Source organism: Klebsiella sp. K4, from assembly GCF_014596785.2.
Lineage (GTDB): Bacteria > Pseudomonadota > Gammaproteobacteria > Enterobacterales > Enterobacteriaceae > Klebsiella > Klebsiella pneumoniae.
Genome location: NZ_CP115021.1, coordinates 1,977,023 through 1,995,223, shown reverse-complemented (window position 1 = coordinate 1,995,223; position 18,201 = coordinate 1,977,023). Strand labels below are relative to the sequence as shown.

The window sequence follows — 18,201 nt, the reverse complement described above, 5'->3', positions numbered from 1 at the left end:
CCTCCGTTTCAGAACACCAGGTGTTCTGCGCGTACAATCATTGACATACCAGAAGTCAGCTGTACACGAACGCCATCTTTGGTGATTTCCAGAACGGTGGCGTCCATGGCGTTATTGCCTGCTTTTACCTTCAGCGCCTGGCCGACGGTCAGAACGGAAACATCCGATACCGGAGTAAGACGCTCTTCACGCGGGGCTTTGGCCGCAACAGGACGCGGTTTACGCTGTTCAGTGCCTTCTTTACGACGCGGCTGCTGAGGACGCGGTTTACGCTCGCGGCGAACGCCTTCATCCTGCTGGCCTGCGGCCGCAGCGGCTTCGCGTTTTTTCGCCTGCTGGGCTGCGCGCTGCGCCTGAACGCGAGCTTTCGCTTCTTCCAGCTGCTGACGCGCATGGGCAATGTGCTGCTCTTCCAGTTCGCCGCACGGATTGCCATCCAGGTCAACGCGAATAGCGCCGGCTTTTACGCCGTACAGATAACGCCAGCTGGACGTGTAGAGACGTAATGCAGCGCGAAGCTGGGTCTTGCTGAGATTCATCTCACCACCCACTCGCTCAACGAGATCCTGAAAAATTCCGATTTTCAGGGGGCGCGCTTCACCTTCAGCGCTAAAGCACTGCGGGAAACGTTCGGCCAGAAAGGCGATAACTTCTTTACTGCTATTCAACTTAGGTTGATTTTCCATGAAATTTCCTGATTACAACGGACGTAGCCAACAAGCCGCAGGCATGAACAGGCGACATTATAATGACGTCCTCGCTAAATGCTACGTTATCCGTTGATTATCCCACGACACGGGTAAAGATTTTTTGATAATCCGTGGCCGCAATGAGTTTTTCCAGATGCTCGACCAGCGTGCGCAACCCCTGCTCATCTTCAGCGGTGAAGCGCCCGTAAGCCGGACTATCGATATCCAGCACGCCGATAATCTGGCCATTCACGCGTAGAGGGAAGACAATTTCCGAATTACTGGCGGCATCGCAGGCAATGTGGCCGTCAAAGGCGTGGACGTCCTCGACGCGCTGGACCTGAGCCTGCGCCACCGCCGCGCCGCATACGCCTCGCCCGACCGGGATCCGCACGCAGGCCAGTTTGCCCTGGAACGGTCCCAACACCAGGGTATCGCCTTCCAGAAGGTAGAAACCGGCCCAGTTGACCTCGCTCAGCCGCTCGAACAGCAGCGCGCTGGTATTGGCGATCATCGCCAGAAAACTGGTTTCACCTGCCATTAATGCCTGGAAATCGCGGTTCAGATCCGCGTAAAATTCTGTTTTGCTCATTATATCTTCACTTTGTTGTCTTACTGCCTGATACGTACAGCCTACTAAAATAAGCATTAAATGCGCTTGGGCTCAAGATGAATTCATTCATAGGTTAAGATAGTGAGATACATTCATTCCTGTACGTAATAAATGCCGATAAAAACACCCACCCTCAAACCTGCGAAAAAGATGGTCGTGCATACCGTCAGCACGCCGCTTCCCTATGCGCATTATCAGCGCTGTACGCAGTGTGACATGCTCTTCCGCTTACCGGTGCTCAAACGCAACCAAAGCGCCTGGTGTCCGCGCTGTAACGCGAAGGTGCGCGATGGTCGCGACTGGTCGCTGACCCGCCTGGGCAGCATGGCCCTCGCGATGCTATTGCTCATGCCTTTTGCCTGGTCTGAACCTCTGCTGCGCCTGCATCTGTTGGGCGTACGCATCGACGCCAACGTCCTGCAGGGGATCTGGCAGATGACCGCGCAGGGCGATCCGATTACCGCCGCCATGGTACTGTTTTGCGCGGTGGTCGCCCCGGTGCTGCTGGTGGTCTCCATCAGCTATCTCTGGCTGGGCAATGTGCTGGGGATGAACCTGCGGCCGGTGCTGCTGATGCTCGGCAAGCTTAAAGAGTGGGTGATGCTGGATATCTATCTGGTGGGCATCGGCGTCGCCTCCATCAAGGTGCAGGATTACGCCTTCCTGCAGCCGGGCATCGGTCTGGTGGCGTTTATCTCCCTAACGTTGTTGAGCATCCTGACGCTTATTCATATGAACGTCGAAGAGCTATGGGAGCGTTTCTATCCCGAGCGTCCGGCGACCCGCGCCGATAATAATCTGCAGGTGTGCACCGGCTGCCATTACACCGGCTATCGCGACGCGCGCGGCCGCTGCCGACGCTGCCACACGCCGCTGCATCATCGCCGACCGCAGAGCCTGCAGCGCAGCTGGGCGGCGCTGATTGCCTCGCTGGTTTTCCTCTTTCCGGCCAACCTGTTGCCAATCTCCATCATCTACGTCAACGGCGCGCGCCAGGACGACACGATCCTCTCGGGGATCATCTCCCTGGCCAGCAGCAATATCGCCATTGCCGGGGTCGTGTTTATCGCCAGTATTTTGGTGCCATTCACCAAAGTTATAGTGTTATTTACCCTGCTGCTCAGCATACAATTCAAGTGCGAGCAGGGATTGCGCACCCGCATCCTGCTGCTGCGGCTAATCACCTGGATTGGCCGTTGGTCGATGCTGGATCTGTTTGTTATCTCACTCACCATGTCGCTAATAAATCGCGATCAGCTCCTCGCCTTCACCATGGGGCCGGCTGCGGTTTACTTTGGCGGCGCGGTAATTTTAACTATTCTTGCAGTTGAATGGCTGGACAGCCGCTTACTTTGGGACGCACATGAGTCAGGAAACGCCCGCTTCGCAGACTGAAGCCAGAATAAAAACCAAACGCCGTATTTCGCCATTCTGGCTGCTGCCGGTCATCGCGTTGCTGATTGCCGCCTGGCTAATCTGGACCAGCTTTGACGATCGCGGATCGACGATTACGATTGATTTCCAGTCCGCGAACGGCATCGTGCCGGGACGGACGCCGATCCGCTATCAGGGGGTTGAAGTCGGCACCGTCCAGGATATTAGCCTCAGTAAAGATCTGAGTAAGATTGAGGTTTCGGCCAGCATCAAACGCGATATGAAAGATGCGCTGCGCAAAGAGACCCAGTTCTGGCTGGTCACGCCGAAAGCCTCTCTGGCCGGCGTATCGGGCCTCGATGCGCTGGTGGGCGGGAACTACATCGGCATGATGCCGGGCAAGGGTGAACCCGAAGATCACTTTGTCGCCCTTGACACCCAACCTAAATACCGCATCAACAACGGCGAGCTAATGATCCACCTGCAGGCGCCGGATCTTGGCTCTCTGAACAGCGGCTCGCTGGTCTACTTCCGAAAAATCCCGGTCGGGCGGGTGTATGACTATTCCCTGAATGCCAATAATCAGGGGGTGACCATCGATGTGCTAATTGAGCGCCGGTTTACCAATCTGGTGAAAAAAGGCAGCCGCTTCTGGAACGTCTCAGGCGTCAAGGCCGACGTCGGCCTGAGCGGGGCCAAAGTGCAACTGGAGAACCTGTCCGCGCTGGTGAACGGCGCCATCGCCTTTGACTCCCCCGCCGATTCGCATGTCGCCTCGCAAAACGATGAATATCACCTGTATGAAGATCTGGCGCATAGCCAGCGCGGCGTGGTAGTGACCCTCGATCTGCCTGATGGCGACGGACTGAAAGCAGGCTCGACGCCGCTCATGTATCAGGGGCTGGAGGTGGGCCAGTTAAGCAAACTGAATCTAAACCCCGGCGGCAAAGTTACTGGCGAGATGACCGTCGACCCGAGCGTGGTGACGCTGCTGCGGGAGAAAACGCTGATTCAGATGAAGAAGCCGAAGCTCTCCCTCGATAACCCCAGCATTAGCACCCTACTCACCGGCAATACCTTTGAGCTGGTGCCCGGCGAAGGCGAGCCACGCAATCACTTCTCGGTAATGCCCGCGGATAAAGCGCTGCTGGATGAGCCCAACGTCGCCACCGTTACCCTCTCGGCGCCGGAGAGCTACGGCATCGACGGCGGTCAGCCGCTGGTGCTGCACGGAGTAAAAGTCGGCCAGGTGCTGGAGCGTAAACTGACGGCCAAAGGGGTAACCTTTCAGGTTGCCATTGATCCTGAATACCGCGATCTAATTCACGGCGACAGCAAATTTGTGGTTAACAGTCGTCTGGACGTCAAAGTGGGGCTCGACGGCGTGCAGGTGCTGGGCGCCAGCGCCAGCGAATGGGTGAACGGCGGGATCAGGGTGATCCCCGGCGAAAAAGGCAAAATGCAAAGCAGCTATCCGCTGTACGCTAACCTTGAAAAGGCGCAGGAAAATAGCCTGAGCGAAGTGCCGACCACTACCCTGAGCCTGTCTGCTGAGACGCTGCCTGATGTTCAGGCCGGCTCGGTGGTGCTGTATCGTAAATTCGCCGTCGGCGAGATCATCGCCGTCAAACCGCGCAAGGATGCATTCGATATCGATCTGCATATCAAGCCGGAGTACCGCTACCTGCTGACCAACAACAGCGTCTTCTGGGCGGAAGGCGGTGCGAAGGTCAAGCTTGACGGTAACGGACTCACCGTGCAGGCCTCGCCGCTGGCGCGCGCGATCAAAGGGGCGATCAGTTTCGATAACCTCAATGGCAGCAGCGCCGGAGCACGGCTGAATAACAAACGTATCCTTTATGCATCTGAAACGGCGGCGCGCGCCGTGGGCGGCCAAATCACCCTGCACGCGTACGACGCCGGGAAGATGGCGGCCGGGATGCCGATTCGTTATCTCGGCATCGACATCGGTCAAATCCAGTCGCTGGAACTAATCACCGCCAAAAACGAAGTGCAGGCGAAAGCGGTGCTCTATCCGGAATACGTCGGCACCTTCGCCCGCGCCGGGACCCGCTTCTCGGTGATCACTCCGCAAATCTCCGCCGCGGGCGTGGAACATCTCGACACCCTGTTCCAGGCCTACATCAACGTTGAGCCCGGCCGCGGCCCGGCACGACGCGATTTTGAGATCCAGGATACGACGATCAGCGATTCGCGTTATATCGACGGCCTGAACATCGTGGTGGAAGCGCCGGAGGCGGGGTCGCTTGGCATCGGTACGCCGGTCCTGTTCCGCGGACTGGAAGTCGGGACGGTTACCGGACTGTCGCTGGGGTCGATGTCTGACCGGGTGATGGTTAAGCTGCGCATCAGTAAGCGCTACCAGTACCTGGTACGTAATAACTCGGTGTTCTGGCTGGCCTCGGGTTACAGCCTCGACTTCGGCCTGATTGGCGGGGTGGTGAAAACCGGTACCTTCAATCAGTTTATCCGCGGCGGGATCGCCTTTGCCACGCCGCCGGGCACGCCGCTGGCGCCGAAGGCCCAGGATGGCAAGCACTTCCTGCTACAGGAGAGCGAGCCGAAAGAGTGGCGGGAGTGGGGCACCGCTCTGCCGCAGTAATGCCCCCTTCTCCCGCCCCGGGCAACGCCGGGCGCGGGGAGAGGGTAAACCGCACGCCCCGGTGTCACGCGCCGGGGCGTTTGTGCTAAACTGCGCACCCTTTTTTTCTGTGGTGCGCTGCCCGTGGCTGAAAATACTGTCTATTTCCCTGAAGCGTTTCTCGCTCAAATGCGCGCGGCGATGCCAGCGCATCTCTCTTTCGACGACTTTATCGCCGCCTGTCAGCGCCCGCTACGCCGCAGTATTCGCGTCAATACGCTGAAGATTGGCGTCGATGATTTCCTCTCTCTGGTTGCCCCCTACGGCTGGCAGCTCGCGCCGGTGCCCTGGTGCGCAGAGGGGTTCTGGATCGAGCGAGAGGATGACGACGCGCTGCCGCTGGGCAGTACCGCCGAACATCTCAGCGGGCTGTTCTATATTCAGGAAGCCAGTTCGATGCTGCCGGTCGCCGCCCTGTTCGCCGATAACCGGCAGCCCGAACGGGTGATGGACGTTGCCGCCGCCCCGGGATCGAAAACCACCCAAATTGCAGCCCGAATGGGCAACGCGGGCGGCATTCTCGCCAATGAATTCTCCGCCAGCCGGGTGAAGGTGCTGCATGCTAACATCAGCCGCTGCGGCATCAGCAACGTCGCTCTGACCCACTTCGACGGCCGGGTTTTTGGCGCGGCCTTGCCCGAAACCTTCGATGCCATCCTGCTTGACGCCCCCTGCTCCGGCGAAGGGGTTGTACGTAAAGACGCCGACGCGCTGAAAAACTGGTCGCCGGAGAGCAACCTCGACATCGCCGCCACTCAGCGCGAGCTTATCGACAGCGCCTTCCATGCTCTGCGCCCTGGCGGGACGCTGGTGTATTCCACCTGCACCCTGAATCGTGAAGAAAATCAATCGGTCATTGAGTGGCTGCTGTCCCGCTATCCGCAAGCGGTGGAGATCCTGCCGCTGGGAGAGTTGTTTCCCGGCGCAGCCGACGCCTTAACCGCGGAAGGTTTTCTGCACGTTTTTCCGCAAATTTACGATTGCGAAGGCTTCTTTGTCGCGAGGTTGCGCAAAACTGCGGCGATCGATCCGCTCCCGGCGCCAGGCTATAAGGTCGGTAAATTCCCGTTTACGCCGCTGAAGGACCGGGAGGCCGCCGCGGTAACTGCCGCCGCCAGGGCTGTTGGCCTGGAGTGGGACGCAGGCCATACGCTGTGGCAGCGGGATAAAGAGCTGTGGCTGTTTCCGCTGGCTTTGGAGCCCCTGTTCGGCAAGGTGCGCTTTTCTCGCATCGGCGTGCGCCTGGCGGAACTGCACAATAAGGGGTACCGCTGGCAGCATGAGGCGGTTATCGCCTTTGCCGCGCCGCAGCGCGCCTTCGAGCTGTCGCAGGAGGAAGCGGAGGAATGGTATCGCGGGCGCGACGTCTATCCGCAAACCGCGCCTGGGCAGGATGAAACCATTGTGACCTTCCAGGGCGTTCCGCTGGGCCTGGCGAAGCGCGTCGGCTCCCGACTGAAGAACAGCTATCCGCGCGAACTGGTGCGCGATGGAAAACTTTTTGCCGGCAAGGTGTGAGGCCGCGCAAAAAATGCGCACTTTTTGACTGGCGCTTTTCGCCCCATTGACTACGCTGAAAAATAACGGCCATAACTGGTCGTACCACAACTCAGCTGAAAAATGGGGTGAAGCGATGAGTAAAACCAATGTCCGCATCGGCGCGTTCGAAATAGACGATGCCGAACTGCACGGTGAGCATCAGGGTGAGCGAACGTTAAGCATACCCTGCAAATCCGATCCAGACTTATGTATGCAGCTTGACGCCTGGGATGCCGACACCAGCGTGCCCGCGATTCTCAATGGCGAACATTCCGTTCTCTACCGTAAACATTACGACCGCCAGTCCGATGCCTGGGTCATGCGCCTTGCCTGACACCAATGAACCCGTCGCCTGAGACGGGTTATTTATTTCCCCGTCCCGCCGTCATCCCCTACACTAAATAGTATGTGAACCCGAGCATGAGGCCAGGATGTTTGCCTTAGTGTTGTTTATTTGCTATCTGGATGGCGGCTGCGAGGACATTGTGGTTGACGTCTACCGCGAGGAAACGCAGTGCTTAGTGGCGATGGAGGATCAGCGGATCCGCCACGGTGGCTGCTACCCGATAGAAGATTTTATTGATGGCTTCTGGCAACCCGCCAGCGAATACAGCGACTTTTAGCCTACCGACTGCAGCGCCACCAGCGTCAGCGTCCCACCAAACACAGCGCCCGTATCAATATAGTGTTGATTATCGTGGTCATAACGCGCCTGAAGCGGCGTATGGCCAAACCAGAAATGGTCCGCGCCGGCAATAGCGCCATGGCGCCCCGCCAGGTGTTCACTCAGACGATAGCGGCTCCATAGTACCCGTTGGGGATCCACCGGCTGCTGCCAGCGATAGACCGGCGCCGGGTAATCGGCGTGGGCGATCACATGCCGCGCTTTCCCGCATTGCACTTCAATAATCAACGGTAGCCGCCGACAGTGCGCCAGCAGACGATCGACGTCGGCCCGCTGCCGCGCATCGCCCTTGACGTACCAGTCGCCACCGTTCATCTGCCAGAGCCGCATATCTCCGCTCTCCAGCGCCTCCAGCGCCATCTGCTCATGATTCCCCCGAACGGCCCTGAACCAGCGACAGCGCAACAGGCCAAGACAATCGGCGCTCTGCGGCCCGCGATCGATCAGATCGCCCACCGAGATCAGCAGATCGGCCCAGGGATCAAAGCGCAACTGACGCAGGCGATTCATCAGCAGCACAAAGCAGCCATGCAGATCGCCCATCAGCCATATATTACGCCAGTCGCTGCCGTTAATACGTTGATACATATAATTACCTCTCAGCGGTAATTATAGGTAATTCCAGCAAAGGTCCACGGAATTTAATTTACACCTCAATCAATTTTAAACAGACGGCAAATATAGTCCGCCAGAGGATTAAGCTTGTCAGTGGCTCGCTTTAAAATAGGGGGAAATCACAACGAGGTGTTTATCGTGACAGACAATAGCCTGCATTCATCCGGCGTGCTAGCGCCGCGCTCGCATCTTATTGCCGATCTGGTGATGGGCAGATTGACACCTGCCCCCATCTGGCGGCAAAAAAATTACCGCTTTAAGTTTTTGCTGCGCACGGCCTTATTTTATAACGCCACCAGAGCGATGCTGGAAGCGCTCAGCGCTCGGGATGATTTTAATCAGCTGCTGGCCGCGCAGGCTACGCTGCCGGGCAAAGTACACCGTCAATATCTGACCCGCGATCTCAACGCCTGGCAGCGGGCGGTGGCGGTAATCAACCATTATCGTTATATCGACACCCTACGCGGATCGCGGCTGGCGCACGCTATGACCGCGGTGTCTGAGGTCCCGCTGCTGACGTTAAACGGAAAAGAGGACCGCCGGTTTACTCTTTATGCCTCCTCGGCAGGCAAAGCCGAACGTGAGGGTGAAACCACTCTGTGGCTGCGCGACAGCGACCACACCCTGCTGGCCAGCGCCACCTTCAGCGTAACCCGTGATCACGATGCCTGGCAGCTGGTTATCGGCGGTCTGCAGGGGCCACGACGTCACGTTTCTCATGAGGTGATTAAGCAGGCGACTCGCGCCTGCTACGGCCTGTTTCCGAAGCGCCTGCTGCTGGAGTTTATCTGGCAGCTGGCCGCTCGCAGCCAAATCGCGGCTATTTACGGCGTCAGCGATAACGGTCACGTGTTCCGCGCCCTGCGCTATCGCCTGAGCAAAGGCCGCCATTTCCACGCCAGCTACGACGAGTTCTGGCAGTCTATCGACGGCCAGCCGGAAAGCCCATGGCGCTGGCGGCTACCGCTATGTCTGGAAAGAAAATCGCTGGAGAGTATCGCCAGTAAAAAACGGGCTGAATATCGGCGGCGATTCCAGCTGCTGGATCAGCTGACGGAGCAGGTGGCAATATTGACGCAGCGGCATGCCGGTGACTAAATTGCACTGTCGGTGAAGCCGAATTACAACATGGCGTTTGCTTATTATGTCAATATTTCGCTACTATCAGGGTCCCCGAAGGCCACCGGATAGTCGCTTGCATAATGAGTAAAACCGAAATTTTTCTGCTGATTATTCTGGCGGTCATTCTGCTCGGGAGCATATGGTTTATTTTCAGCGATGAAATTTGGCTATTGCTCTGCTATCTGGAAAGCCAGATATACCCTACATTCAGCGTTCCGCAATAATATTTTCCGCCCGCAAAAGTGCTCGTGCTTATTATTTATGCCACCTCGTCAGCCGGCGAGGTGTAATCGCATGAATTGCCAAATCGTTTAGATTTTGCTTATTTTATTTATCATACAAATATGTATACTAGCAGGCTTCCGATGTTGGCCCGCCAGTTAACCTGCACGCCGGGCCTGTTTAGGTGCAGGTTTTTTCTTTTCTCCGCCCTCGTTTACGGTTCCACCTTTGCCACCTCCCCTTCCACAGGATGCGATTTATGTGTAAATGAATTGTGTATGCTAAAAACGGTGTGCTATAACGGGACATCCAGAGGCCAGCGGGTGTTTGACTGACAGGATGTCGCTGGCTCTTGGGAAAGAAGACAGATAAAGATAAAAAGAGACCGAATACGATTCCTGTATTCGGTCCAGGGAAATGGCTCTTGGGAGAGAGCCGTGCGCTAAAAGTTGGCATTAATGCAGGCTAAGTCGCCTTGCACTATAAGAATAGTTTAACGCGTCAGCTTTTCCAGTCCGCGGCCAAAGTGGCTGCATAATTCCTGGAAAGGGGGCCCCTGCCAGCGAAAAAACCGCCACTGCCGTTGTCCGGCAAGGGCGGTTTTTTTAATGTTATTACAGCAGGATAGCGAGAAAGTTTAGCAGAGCTTCTGCGCTCGCTCGATAAAGGGCGCGAGGCTCATTTTTTGTCCCGGATGCTGCGGATCGTCGATCTGGATCGCTGAGATCGGCTGCGCGGTGGTTTTGCCGGCTTTGACCTGCTGCTCAGCCACCTCATTGAGCGGATACTGGACCAGCGTGCTCGGGTTGATGGCGTAAAGCGCGTTACCCGGTCGACAGGTCAACATAACCTCTTCCCGGTTGAACGCCCAGCTCTCCTTCCCCACCTCAAAACGGCTCACGGTGATAATTTGTGGCGCTGCCAGAGCAGCCCCGGAGCTTGCCAGTAACAACATGGTCAGAACAATTTTTTTCATGATTTTGCCAGTTAATTCAATAAGGTTCCCAGGTGGCAAACAGACTGACGGCCAGCAGCGCCAGCGCGCCCAGCCCTATTTCAGCCTGCGTGGTTCGCAGGATCAGGCTTTCCGCCTGCGAACCGCTTGCCGACATGCGCGGTACCAGAACATACCTGTTCACTAACGCAATTACCACCATCCCGGCGACCAGCGCACATTTGATCAACAACATGCGTCCCCACGGCGATGCGCCAATCAATCCTCCCTGGATCAACAGCGCATTGAGCGCTCCGCTGGCAATCGTGCCGGCGACGGCCAGATGCCCGTAACGTGAAAAGCGCGCCATGGTATAGACCGCGGCCGGCCGCCAGCGCCCCTGCGCCAGGTGCAGGCAATAGATAAAGGGCAACAGACCGCCGAACCAGCTGGCGACGCAGAAGAGATGCACAGCGTGGTTTGTCCGCTGCAGCACGCCGGTGAGACCATCGTGCATAGCGGCGTGCCCTACCCCGGCGGAAAGCAGCAGCTGTGCCGCCAGCAGGGCCACCAGCTGGCGGGCGCCGTGACGGGGACGGATCCACACTACCGCAAGCGCGATCCACGCCAGTAGGATCTGCCAGATCCACACTCCACCAAAGCGGGTCCCGGCCACCGCCTGCCAGACGGCGGGTCGCCAGACATCCGTCCAGCCCTCGCCCATTATTCCTCCCTGCAGGAGATACAGCGCCAGCGTAGAGATCGCGCAGATCAGTAGCAGCGGGCGCAGTAGTGGATAAAAGCGCAGCATCAGCACGCGTCTCAGCGGTACCGGCGCCCACCAGGCACCATACAGCACGCAGCCAAAAGCCAGCATCAGGGAGATAAAGTGCCCAAAGCGCAGGGTAATATAGAGCCCGGTCAGCATCGCTTACTTCACGCTAAAGGTATATTGCCCTTTGGTTTTATGACCATCCACCGAGACCACATGCCATGCCACGGTGTACTCTCCCGGCGGCAAGACTTCCGCCAAAGGTAACGTGACCTCGGCCGGATTATCGGCGCTGCGGGTCAGTTTTCCGGTAGCCACCGCATGCTGCTGCGGACCGGTGACGGTCACGCCGCTGAATGCGGGTTCAATACCTTCGGAAAAACTGAGCGTCAACGTCTGTGGGGAAGCTGAAAGCTGCGCCCCGGCGGTCGGGATCTGCTGCTGCAGGTGAGCGTGGGCGAAGGCGCCCGCCGCGGTTAACATCCCGGCAAGCGCAACGGAGAGGCGCAACGCGCGTCCAGCAAGAAGTCGCATATTCGTCATTCCCTTTTGTTATGTCTGTAGCACAGAGAATAACCCTGTATAATGCCAGAGTCGAGCCAGGCATCTGGCCCTGACCGGATTTATAAGCAGAGTGGAGTGGATGATGGAAAGAAATCTGGCCAAAATTTCGCAAGATGAGATGGATAAAGTCAATGTCGATCTCGCCGCCGCCGGCGTTGCTTTTAAGGAGCGGTACAATATGCCGGTGGTCGCTGATTTAGTCGAGCGTGAACAGCCTGCACATCTGCGCGACTGGTTCCGTGAACGACTGATCGCCCATCGGCTGGCCTCCGTCTCCCTTTCGCGACTACCGTGGGAGCCGAAACAGAAATAATGCGCGCTCGCCTCCTCCCCGTCGGTTGGCAAGCCCGGCCAATTCCATTACGCTTATTGTTTTGCTCTGGAGCGAGCCATGCTGCGCGTCATTGATACCGAAACCTGCGGCCTGCAGGGGGGCATCGTTGAAATCGCCTCGGTCGATATAGTCGACGGGCAAATTACCAATCCCATGAGCCATCTGGTGCGTCCCGATCGGCCCATCAGCCCGCAGGCGATGGCTATCCACCGGATCACGGAAGAGATGGTCGCCGATAAGCCGTGGATTGAGGAGATTATTCCGCACTATCATGGCAGCCGGTGGTACGTCGCGCATAACGCCAGCTTCGATCGCCGGGTGTTGCCGGAGATGCACGGCGAGTGGATCTGTACGATGAAGCTGGCCCGACGCCTGTGGCCGGGAATCAAATACAGCAATATGGGGTTATATAAATCACGTAAGCTGAACGTGACTACGCCGCCGGGACTGCATCACCACCGGGCCCTGTATGACTGCTATATCACCGCCGCGCTGCTGCTGGATATCATCAATGTTTCCGGCTGGACCCCTGACGAAATGGCCGATATCACCGGTCGGCCGGCGCTGCTGACTACTTTTACCTTCGGCAAATACCGGGGTAAGGCCGTCGCCGAGATTGCTGAAAACGATCCAGGCTATCTGCGCTGGTTATTCAACAATCTCGACCGCATGAGCCCCGAACTGCGCCTGACGCTCAGGCATTACCTCGGGGAATAGCGCCTACACTGCCGCTTTTCCCGGCAGTGTCCCCTGCGCCAGGGCGATGAAAAAGGCGTACTCCAGCGCCACCCCTTCATAGCTTTTAAAGCGCCCGGATTTTCCGCCGTGTCCGGAATCCATATCGGTGCAGAGCAGCAGCAGGTTATCGTCGGTTTTTAGTTCCCGCAGTTTCGCCACCCATTTAGCCGGCTCCCAGTATTGCACCTGGGAATCATGCAGACCGGTAGTCACCAGCATGTGGGGATACGCCTGCGCCCTCACGCCGTCATAGGGACTGTAGCTTTTCATATAATGATAATAGGTTTCATCCTGCGGATTTCCCCACTCTTCAAATTCACCGGTGGTCAGCGGAATAGTTTCATCCAGCATGGTGGTCACCACATCGACGAACGGCACCTGGGCTATCACGCCATGGAACAGCTCTGGCCGTTCATTCACGGCCACGCCCATCAGCATTCCGCCGGCGCTGCCCCCCATGCCGTAGCAGAGCCGCGGATCGCCGTACCCCTGGGCAAGCAGCGCGTCACAGACGTCCAGATAGTCGTTGAAGGTATTTTTCTTACACAGGAATTTACCGTCTTCATACCATTGCTGACCCAGCTCGCCGCCGCCGCGGACGTGGGCGATGGCGTAGACAAAGCCGCGGTTGAGCAGGCTCAGCCGGCTGGCGCTGAAATCGGCATCGATACTCTCGCCATATGAGCCATAGCCATAGACCAGCAGCGGGTTGCTCCCTTTGCGAAAATGTTCGCGATGGTAGACCAGAGAGACCGGGACTTCGACGCCATCGCGGGCGGTCACCCACAGGTGTTCGCTCTGGTAGCAGCTCGTATCCAGCCCCTTTACCTCCTGCTGTTTGATCACTCTTCGTTCGCCGGTATCCATATCCAGTTCAAACAGCGTATCCGGCGTAGTCATGGAGGAATAGCCGTAGCGCAGTCGCGACGTTTCGGGCTCCGGATTATAGGCAAGCCAGGTGACATAGGCCGGATCGTCAAAAGCGATCCCCACCACCTCCCGGGTCTTGCGGTTAATTTGCCGCAGACTGGTCAGGCCACGCTGACGCTCTTCCACAACCAGCCAGTCGGTAAACAGGGTAAATCCTTCGAGCATCACGTCGTGACGCGGCGGGATCAGCGTGGTCCACTGTTCTTCATCACGCAGTACGGTACGGTAGAGGCCGAAATTCTTCCCCTCCCGGTTGGAACGAAGATAGAAAGCGTGCTGATAGTGATCAAGACTGTATTCATGATCTTTACGCCGTGGCAGAAAGCAGACCGGCTCGGCGTCTGGCAGTTCGGCGTTGAGCAGCAGCACTTCGCTGGTGGTGGCGCTGGAGAGATAAATTACCACGAACTGCTGGGAGGTGGTTTTATGCACGCTGACGTAGAAGGTCTCATCTTTTTCCTCGTAGACCAGCGCGTCGCTCTGCGCCGGTGTCCCGACGGTGTGGCGCCAGACCTGATAAGGGAGCAGCGTGGTGGGATGTTTACGCACATACCAAACAAAGCGTGAATCGTTGCTCCAGGCAAAGCCGGAGGTGACATTTTCGAGGATTTCCGGGTACCACTCGCCGTTGCTGAGGTCGCAAAAGCGCAGGCCGTACTGGCGGCGGGAAAGGTAATCTTCCGCCACCGCCATTAGCTGGTTGTTGGGCGCAATGCCCAGTCCGCCCAGGGTGTAGAACTCGCTCTTCGCCGCACGCTGGTTGGCATCGAGCAGGATCTCCCACTCATCCCACTCTTCTTTCAGCACCGACTGCCGCTGGTAGATAGCGTATTCGCAGCCCGGCTCATACACCTGACGGTAGCGAAAGCCGTTTTTACTGTAGGGGGCAGAGACTTCCCGCTGCGGAATGCGGTCGATAATCTCCTTCAGCAGACGCTCCTGCAGGCTGAGCTGCGAATCCATCACTTGCTTGCCGTAAGCGTTCTCCGCGTGCAGATACTCCAGCACGTCAGGTCGCGCGCGCTCATCGTCGCGCAGCCAGTAATAATTATCGATGCGTGTATCGCCATGCAAGGTCATGGCGTGAGGGATCCGTTTAGCTTTAGGTGGCATGTTATTCTTCTGCTGCTTTATCGTGACACAAGAGCATTCAGGCCGCAGGGTGGCGCCTGAATGATGACGTGTCTATAAGGGTGGCAAAAGACGCGAGCGATGCAAGCGAAACGTGATGATTTAGACGCTTAGCGCTTGTTTTTGTGACTGGATATCCTGTTCTATATCGGCCCGGACATCTTTCGGCAGCGCCAGGGCGTCTCCCAGCGCATTAAGGTAGCTACGCTCCATAAAATGGTCGATATCAATCACCGCGCAGCTGACGTAGTAGATCTCCAGCGCCTCCTGCGGGTCGATGATGCCCTCGGCGAGACGCTGCGGATCCAGCGGCTGGGCTAGCGCCTGGTCAATTAGCACCCGGGCCTGAACGTCAATATTGGCCGCCCGCAGCTGAGTTTCAATATTCGCCCGCTCGTGGTCATCAATATGACCGTCGCTTTTCGCGGCAAATACCAGGGCCGTGATCAGCCGCACGCTGCGCGGATCGACATCCGTCGGCGCCGCTGCCGTCTCAGGCGCCTGTGCGGACGTATTCTGCGCGCGCATTTTCTGCTGATACTTGTTCCATAACACCGTGCCCGCCACCGCCCCGCCGCCTGCCAGCAGCGCGCTAGTGCCATATTTCGCCAACAATTTGCGTGACGATTTGCTGGCCACCAGCAATCCGGTCAGCCCACCGATGGCGCCGGGCAGCAGGCCGCTCCCTTTTGACGACTCGCCGGACGGTGACGCACCCTGCTGCCCGAGCAGCGACTGCAGTTGATGTAGCCAGTTAGCCATGGTTTTCCTCTCAGGTGACAAACACTGTTATCAGCCTAAACGACGCGATGTCAGGAAATGTTAGATATGGCTAAAGATGCGCAAAGGTACGTGCGACGGCAGCATCGGGGCCGACCGACCAGTGACTGACCGCCAGCGTTCAGGCTGCCTTGGCTTTGCGCGCTTTGGCCGCCGGCACGGCGTCATCACCCGCCGGAGAAGTTTCGGCGGTAGCCGACGGCGCGGAGGCGTCCTGTGCAGGCGTCTCTTGCTCCGGCAGTCGGCCAACTCGCAGGATATGCTGCAGCGCTTCTTTACGCTCCGCCAGCCACATCGCCATGGTATCGCGCTGGACGTCATCCATCTCCAGCGGCGATGCCACCAGCCAGTCATTCAGCACCTCTGCCAGATCGAGCATTTTGTCGTAAGCGTCGGCCTCTTTTTTGCTGGCAAAAGACATTTTTTCCTCACCTTCGCGGATCACCACATATTTAATTTCAACCGCCATACTGCAGCCTCTCAACACTGTATTTTTATACAGTATAGCAAATTTCCCTCTCGGACTCAACTCACGCGCGTTACGCGCGTAAAGACATACGCAAACGTTTTCGTTTATAATCGCTGCCATCTTTTTTTACTGCGGATGAGAGTTATGACTGTATTAGGCACCGCGCTGCGCCCGGCAGCCACCAAAGTTATGCTGTTAGGTTCCGGCGAGTTGGGTAAAGAAGTCGCTATTGAATGTCAGCGTCTGGGCATTGAAACCATCGCCGTAGACCGCTACCCCGATGCCCCGGCGATGCAGGTCGCCCACCGCGCCCACGTCATCAATATGCTGCACGGCGAGAGCCTGCGCGCCCTGATTGAACAGGAAAAACCCGATTACATCGTGCCGGAGATCGAAGCTATCGCTACCGACACCCTGGTCGAACTGGAACAGGCCGGGCAGAAAGTGGTCCCCACGGCGCGGGCGGCAAAGCTCACCATGAACCGCGAAGGCATTCGCCGCCTGGCGGCGGAAGAGCTGCAGCTTCCCACCTCCCGCTATCGTTTTGCCGACAGCGAAGAAGGCTTCCGCGCGGCGGTTACCGAGATCGGTTTGCCATGCATCGTTAAACCGGTGATGAGCTCCTCCGGCAAAGGCCAGAGCTTTATCCGCTCGGCTGACCAGCTCAGCGAAGCCTGGCGCTATGCGCAGCAGGGCGGCCGCGCTGGTGCCGGACGGGTGATCGTCGAGGGGGTGGTGAACTTCGATTTCGAAATCACCCTGCTCACCGTCAGCGCTGTCGATGGCGTGCATTTCTGCGCTCCGGTTGGTCATCGTCAGGAAGACGGCGACTACCGCGAGTCCTGGCAGCCGCAGCAGATGAGCGACCTGGCCCTCGAGCGTGCCCAGACCATCGCCCGCAAGGTGGTGCTGGCGCTGGGAGGTTATGGTCTGTTTGGCGTGGAGCTGTTCGTATGCGGCGACGAGGTGATCTTCAGCGAAGTCTCCCCGCGACCACACGACACCGGGATGGTGACGCTTATCTCCCAGGATCTCTCGGAATTCGCCCTGCACGTTCGCGCCTTCCTCGGGCTACCCGTCGGCGCTATCCGCCAGTATGGTCCGGCCGCCTCCGCGGTGATCCTTCCGCAGTTGTCCAGCCAGAACGTCAGCTTTGGCCAGCTGCAGTCGGCCGTCGGGGCTGGCCTGCAGCTGCGTCTGTTCGGCAAGCCGGAGATTGACGGTACCCGCCGCCTGGGGGTAACCCTCGCCGTCGCCGATTCGGTTGAGGAGGCCGTGGCGCGCGCTAAAGCCGCCGCCGCGGCGGTCATCGTCGAAGGGTAAAGACAAAAAACCCGGTCGCGTTGCCGCAGACCGGGTTGTTGACCTGGAGGCGTGGTTTATTTCGCGCCTTCCACCGCTTCTCGCGCGAGGGTGGTGATGCGCTCGTAGTCGCCGGCTTCGAGGGCGTCGGCTGGCACCAGCCAGGAACCGCCGATGCACAGTACGCTGTTCAGCGCCAGGTAGTCACGGTAGTTGGCCGGAGAGATACCGCCGGTCGGGCAGAAACGAATGTGGCCGAACGGACCCGCAATCGCCTGCAGGGCTTTCACGCCGCCGTTGGCTTCCGCCGGGAAGAATTTAAACTCTTTCAGGCCATACTGCATACCCAGCATCAGCTCAGATACCGTGCTGATCCCCGGGATCAGCGGGATGGTGCCGTCTTCGGTCGCCGCTTTCAGCAGGGATTCGGTAAGACCCGGGCTGATAGCGAACTGCGCGCCGGCTTCCGTTACCGCTTTCAACTGCTCAACGTTGGTAACCGTGCCCGCGCCGACAATCGCGTCCGGAACTTCTTTGGCAATCGCGCGGATCGCCTCCAGGGCGCACTCGGTGCGCAGGGTAACTTCCAGCACGCGAACGCCGCCCGCCACCAGCGCTTTCGCCATCGGTACCGCGTGTTCCAGCTTTTTCACTACGATAACCGGGACAACCGGACCGGAGGTGAGGATTGCTTCTGCTGTTGTTTTCCAGTTTTTCATCAGGATT

General features: G+C 58.0%; 19 protein-coding genes and 1 pseudogene. 10 read left to right on the top strand and 10 right to left on the bottom strand.

Features of this window, described 5'->3' with window-relative positions; translation table 11 throughout:
• Nucleotides 1-8 precede the first annotated feature (8 nt).
• On the bottom strand, nucleotides 9-686 hold the full coding sequence (gene proQ, locus IB144_RS09875) for an RNA chaperone ProQ (RefSeq protein ID WP_065888597.1): 678 nt from the start codon (nucleotides 684-686) through the stop codon (nucleotides 9-11).
• 81 nt (nucleotides 687-767) lie between these two features.
• Nucleotides 768-1,281 (bottom strand): annotated as a pseudogene (locus IB144_RS09870) (GAF domain-containing protein).
• A 132-nt stretch (nucleotides 1,282-1,413) separates the two neighbouring features.
• Here IB144_RS09870 and yebS point away from each other — a divergent pair.
• From yebS to IB144_RS09845, 5 genes are all read left to right on the top strand, one after another.
• The gene (yebS, locus tag IB144_RS09865) at nucleotides 1,414-2,697 is read left to right on the top strand and encodes a membrane integrity lipid transport subunit YebS (protein ID WP_002911387.1); all 1,284 of its coding nucleotides are present in this window, start codon (nucleotides 1,414-1,416) and stop codon (nucleotides 2,695-2,697) included.
• Nucleotides 2,666-5,299, top strand: a complete 2,634-nt coding sequence (locus tag IB144_RS09860) for a PqiB family protein (RefSeq protein ID WP_002911388.1) — start codon at nucleotides 2,666-2,668, stop codon at nucleotides 5,297-5,299. Before yebS ends, IB144_RS09860 begins: the two co-directional genes overlap by 32 nt.
• A gap of 123 nt (nucleotides 5,300-5,422) precedes the next feature.
• Entirely contained in the window at nucleotides 5,423-6,856 is a 1,434-nt protein-coding gene (rsmF, locus tag IB144_RS09855; protein ID WP_032415191.1) for a 16S rRNA (cytosine(1407)-C(5))-methyltransferase RsmF, read from the top strand.
• 115 nt (nucleotides 6,857-6,971) lie between these two features.
• Nucleotides 6,972-7,211: a YebV family protein gene (locus tag IB144_RS09850; RefSeq protein ID WP_002911393.1), complete on the top strand. Its 240-nt coding sequence runs from the start codon at nucleotides 6,972-6,974 to the stop codon at nucleotides 7,209-7,211.
• 97 nt (nucleotides 7,212-7,308) lie between these two features.
• The gene (locus tag IB144_RS09845) at nucleotides 7,309-7,500 is read left to right on the top strand and encodes a YebW family protein (RefSeq protein WP_002911395.1); all 192 of its coding nucleotides are present in this window, start codon (nucleotides 7,309-7,311) and stop codon (nucleotides 7,498-7,500) included.
• Here the strand turns inward: IB144_RS09845 and pphA are convergent.
• Nucleotides 7,497-8,150: a protein-serine/threonine phosphatase gene (gene pphA, locus IB144_RS09840; RefSeq protein ID WP_014343242.1), complete on the bottom strand. Its 654-nt coding sequence runs from the start codon at nucleotides 8,148-8,150 to the stop codon at nucleotides 7,497-7,499. The genes IB144_RS09845 and pphA overlap by 4 nt on opposite strands.
• 156 nt (nucleotides 8,151-8,306) lie before the next feature.
• On the opposite strand from pphA, the gene IB144_RS09835 reads away from it, so the two are divergent.
• Complete coding sequence (locus IB144_RS09835) at nucleotides 8,307-9,275, top strand: VirK/YbjX family protein (RefSeq protein WP_004151446.1); 969 nt, start codon at nucleotides 8,307-8,309, stop codon at nucleotides 9,273-9,275.
• Nucleotides 9,276-9,379: 104 nt separating this feature from the next.
• The gene (locus IB144_RS09830; protein ID WP_002911398.1) at nucleotides 9,380-9,523 is read left to right on the top strand and encodes an Ecr family regulatory small membrane protein; all 144 of its coding nucleotides are present in this window, start codon (nucleotides 9,380-9,382) and stop codon (nucleotides 9,521-9,523) included.
• A gap of 635 nt (nucleotides 9,524-10,158) precedes the next feature.
• On the opposite strand, the gene IB144_RS09825 is transcribed toward IB144_RS09830, so the two are convergent.
• From IB144_RS09825 to yobA, 3 genes are read right to left on the bottom strand one after another with little or no spacing between them, the layout of a single operon-like run.
• The gene (locus IB144_RS09825) at nucleotides 10,159-10,497 is read right to left on the bottom strand and encodes a YebY family protein (RefSeq protein ID WP_065888598.1); all 339 of its coding nucleotides are present in this window, start codon (nucleotides 10,495-10,497) and stop codon (nucleotides 10,159-10,161) included.
• Between the two features lie 16 nt (nucleotides 10,498-10,513).
• Entirely contained in the window at nucleotides 10,514-11,383 is an 870-nt protein-coding gene (copD, locus tag IB144_RS09820; RefSeq protein WP_065888599.1) for a copper homeostasis membrane protein CopD, read from the bottom strand.
• Nucleotides 11,384-11,386: 3 nt separating this feature from the next.
• A complete protein-coding gene (gene yobA, locus IB144_RS09815) occupies nucleotides 11,387-11,761 on the bottom strand; it encodes a CopC domain-containing protein YobA (protein WP_016529032.1) in 375 nt (124 codons plus the stop codon).
• 112 nt (nucleotides 11,762-11,873) lie between these two features.
• Between yobA and IB144_RS09810 the strand changes: the two genes are divergently transcribed.
• Nucleotides 11,874-12,104, top strand: coding sequence for a DNA polymerase III subunit theta (locus tag IB144_RS09810; protein WP_002911406.1), 231 nt, complete (start codon nucleotides 11,874-11,876; stop codon nucleotides 12,102-12,104).
• A gap of 78 nt (nucleotides 12,105-12,182) precedes the next feature.
• The gene (gene exoX / locus IB144_RS09805) at nucleotides 12,183-12,842 is read left to right on the top strand and encodes an exodeoxyribonuclease X (RefSeq protein ID WP_004145547.1); all 660 of its coding nucleotides are present in this window, start codon (nucleotides 12,183-12,185) and stop codon (nucleotides 12,840-12,842) included.
• 3 nt (nucleotides 12,843-12,845) lie between these two features.
• Here exoX and ptrB read toward each other — a convergent pair whose 3' ends face one another.
• From ptrB to IB144_RS09790, 3 genes are all read right to left on the bottom strand, one after another.
• The gene (gene ptrB / locus IB144_RS09800; protein ID WP_004151449.1) at nucleotides 12,846-14,906 is read right to left on the bottom strand and encodes an oligopeptidase B; all 2,061 of its coding nucleotides are present in this window, start codon (nucleotides 14,904-14,906) and stop codon (nucleotides 12,846-12,848) included.
• Nucleotides 14,907-15,026: 120 nt separating this feature from the next.
• Nucleotides 15,027-15,686, bottom strand: a complete 660-nt coding sequence (locus IB144_RS09795; protein WP_065888600.1) for a tellurite resistance TerB family protein — start codon at nucleotides 15,684-15,686, stop codon at nucleotides 15,027-15,029.
• Nucleotides 15,687-15,825: 139 nt separating this feature from the next.
• Nucleotides 15,826-16,173 carry a YebG family protein gene (locus IB144_RS09790; RefSeq protein ID WP_004175424.1) on the bottom strand — a complete coding sequence of 116 codons (348 nt, stop codon included), beginning with the start codon at nucleotides 16,171-16,173 and terminating at the stop codon, nucleotides 15,826-15,828.
• 144 nt (nucleotides 16,174-16,317) lie between these two features.
• On the opposite strand from IB144_RS09790, the gene purT reads away from it, so the two are divergent.
• The gene (purT, locus tag IB144_RS09785) at nucleotides 16,318-17,496 is read left to right on the top strand and encodes a formate-dependent phosphoribosylglycinamide formyltransferase (RefSeq protein ID WP_004151450.1); all 1,179 of its coding nucleotides are present in this window, start codon (nucleotides 16,318-16,320) and stop codon (nucleotides 17,494-17,496) included.
• 56 nt (nucleotides 17,497-17,552) lie between these two features.
• On the opposite strand, the gene IB144_RS09780 is transcribed toward purT, so the two are convergent.
• Nucleotides 17,553-18,194 carry a bifunctional 4-hydroxy-2-oxoglutarate aldolase/2-dehydro-3-deoxy-phosphogluconate aldolase gene (locus tag IB144_RS09780; RefSeq protein ID WP_065888601.1) on the bottom strand — a complete coding sequence of 214 codons (642 nt, stop codon included), beginning with the start codon at nucleotides 18,192-18,194 and terminating at the stop codon, nucleotides 17,553-17,555.
• Nucleotides 18,195-18,201: the final 7 nt, after the last annotated feature.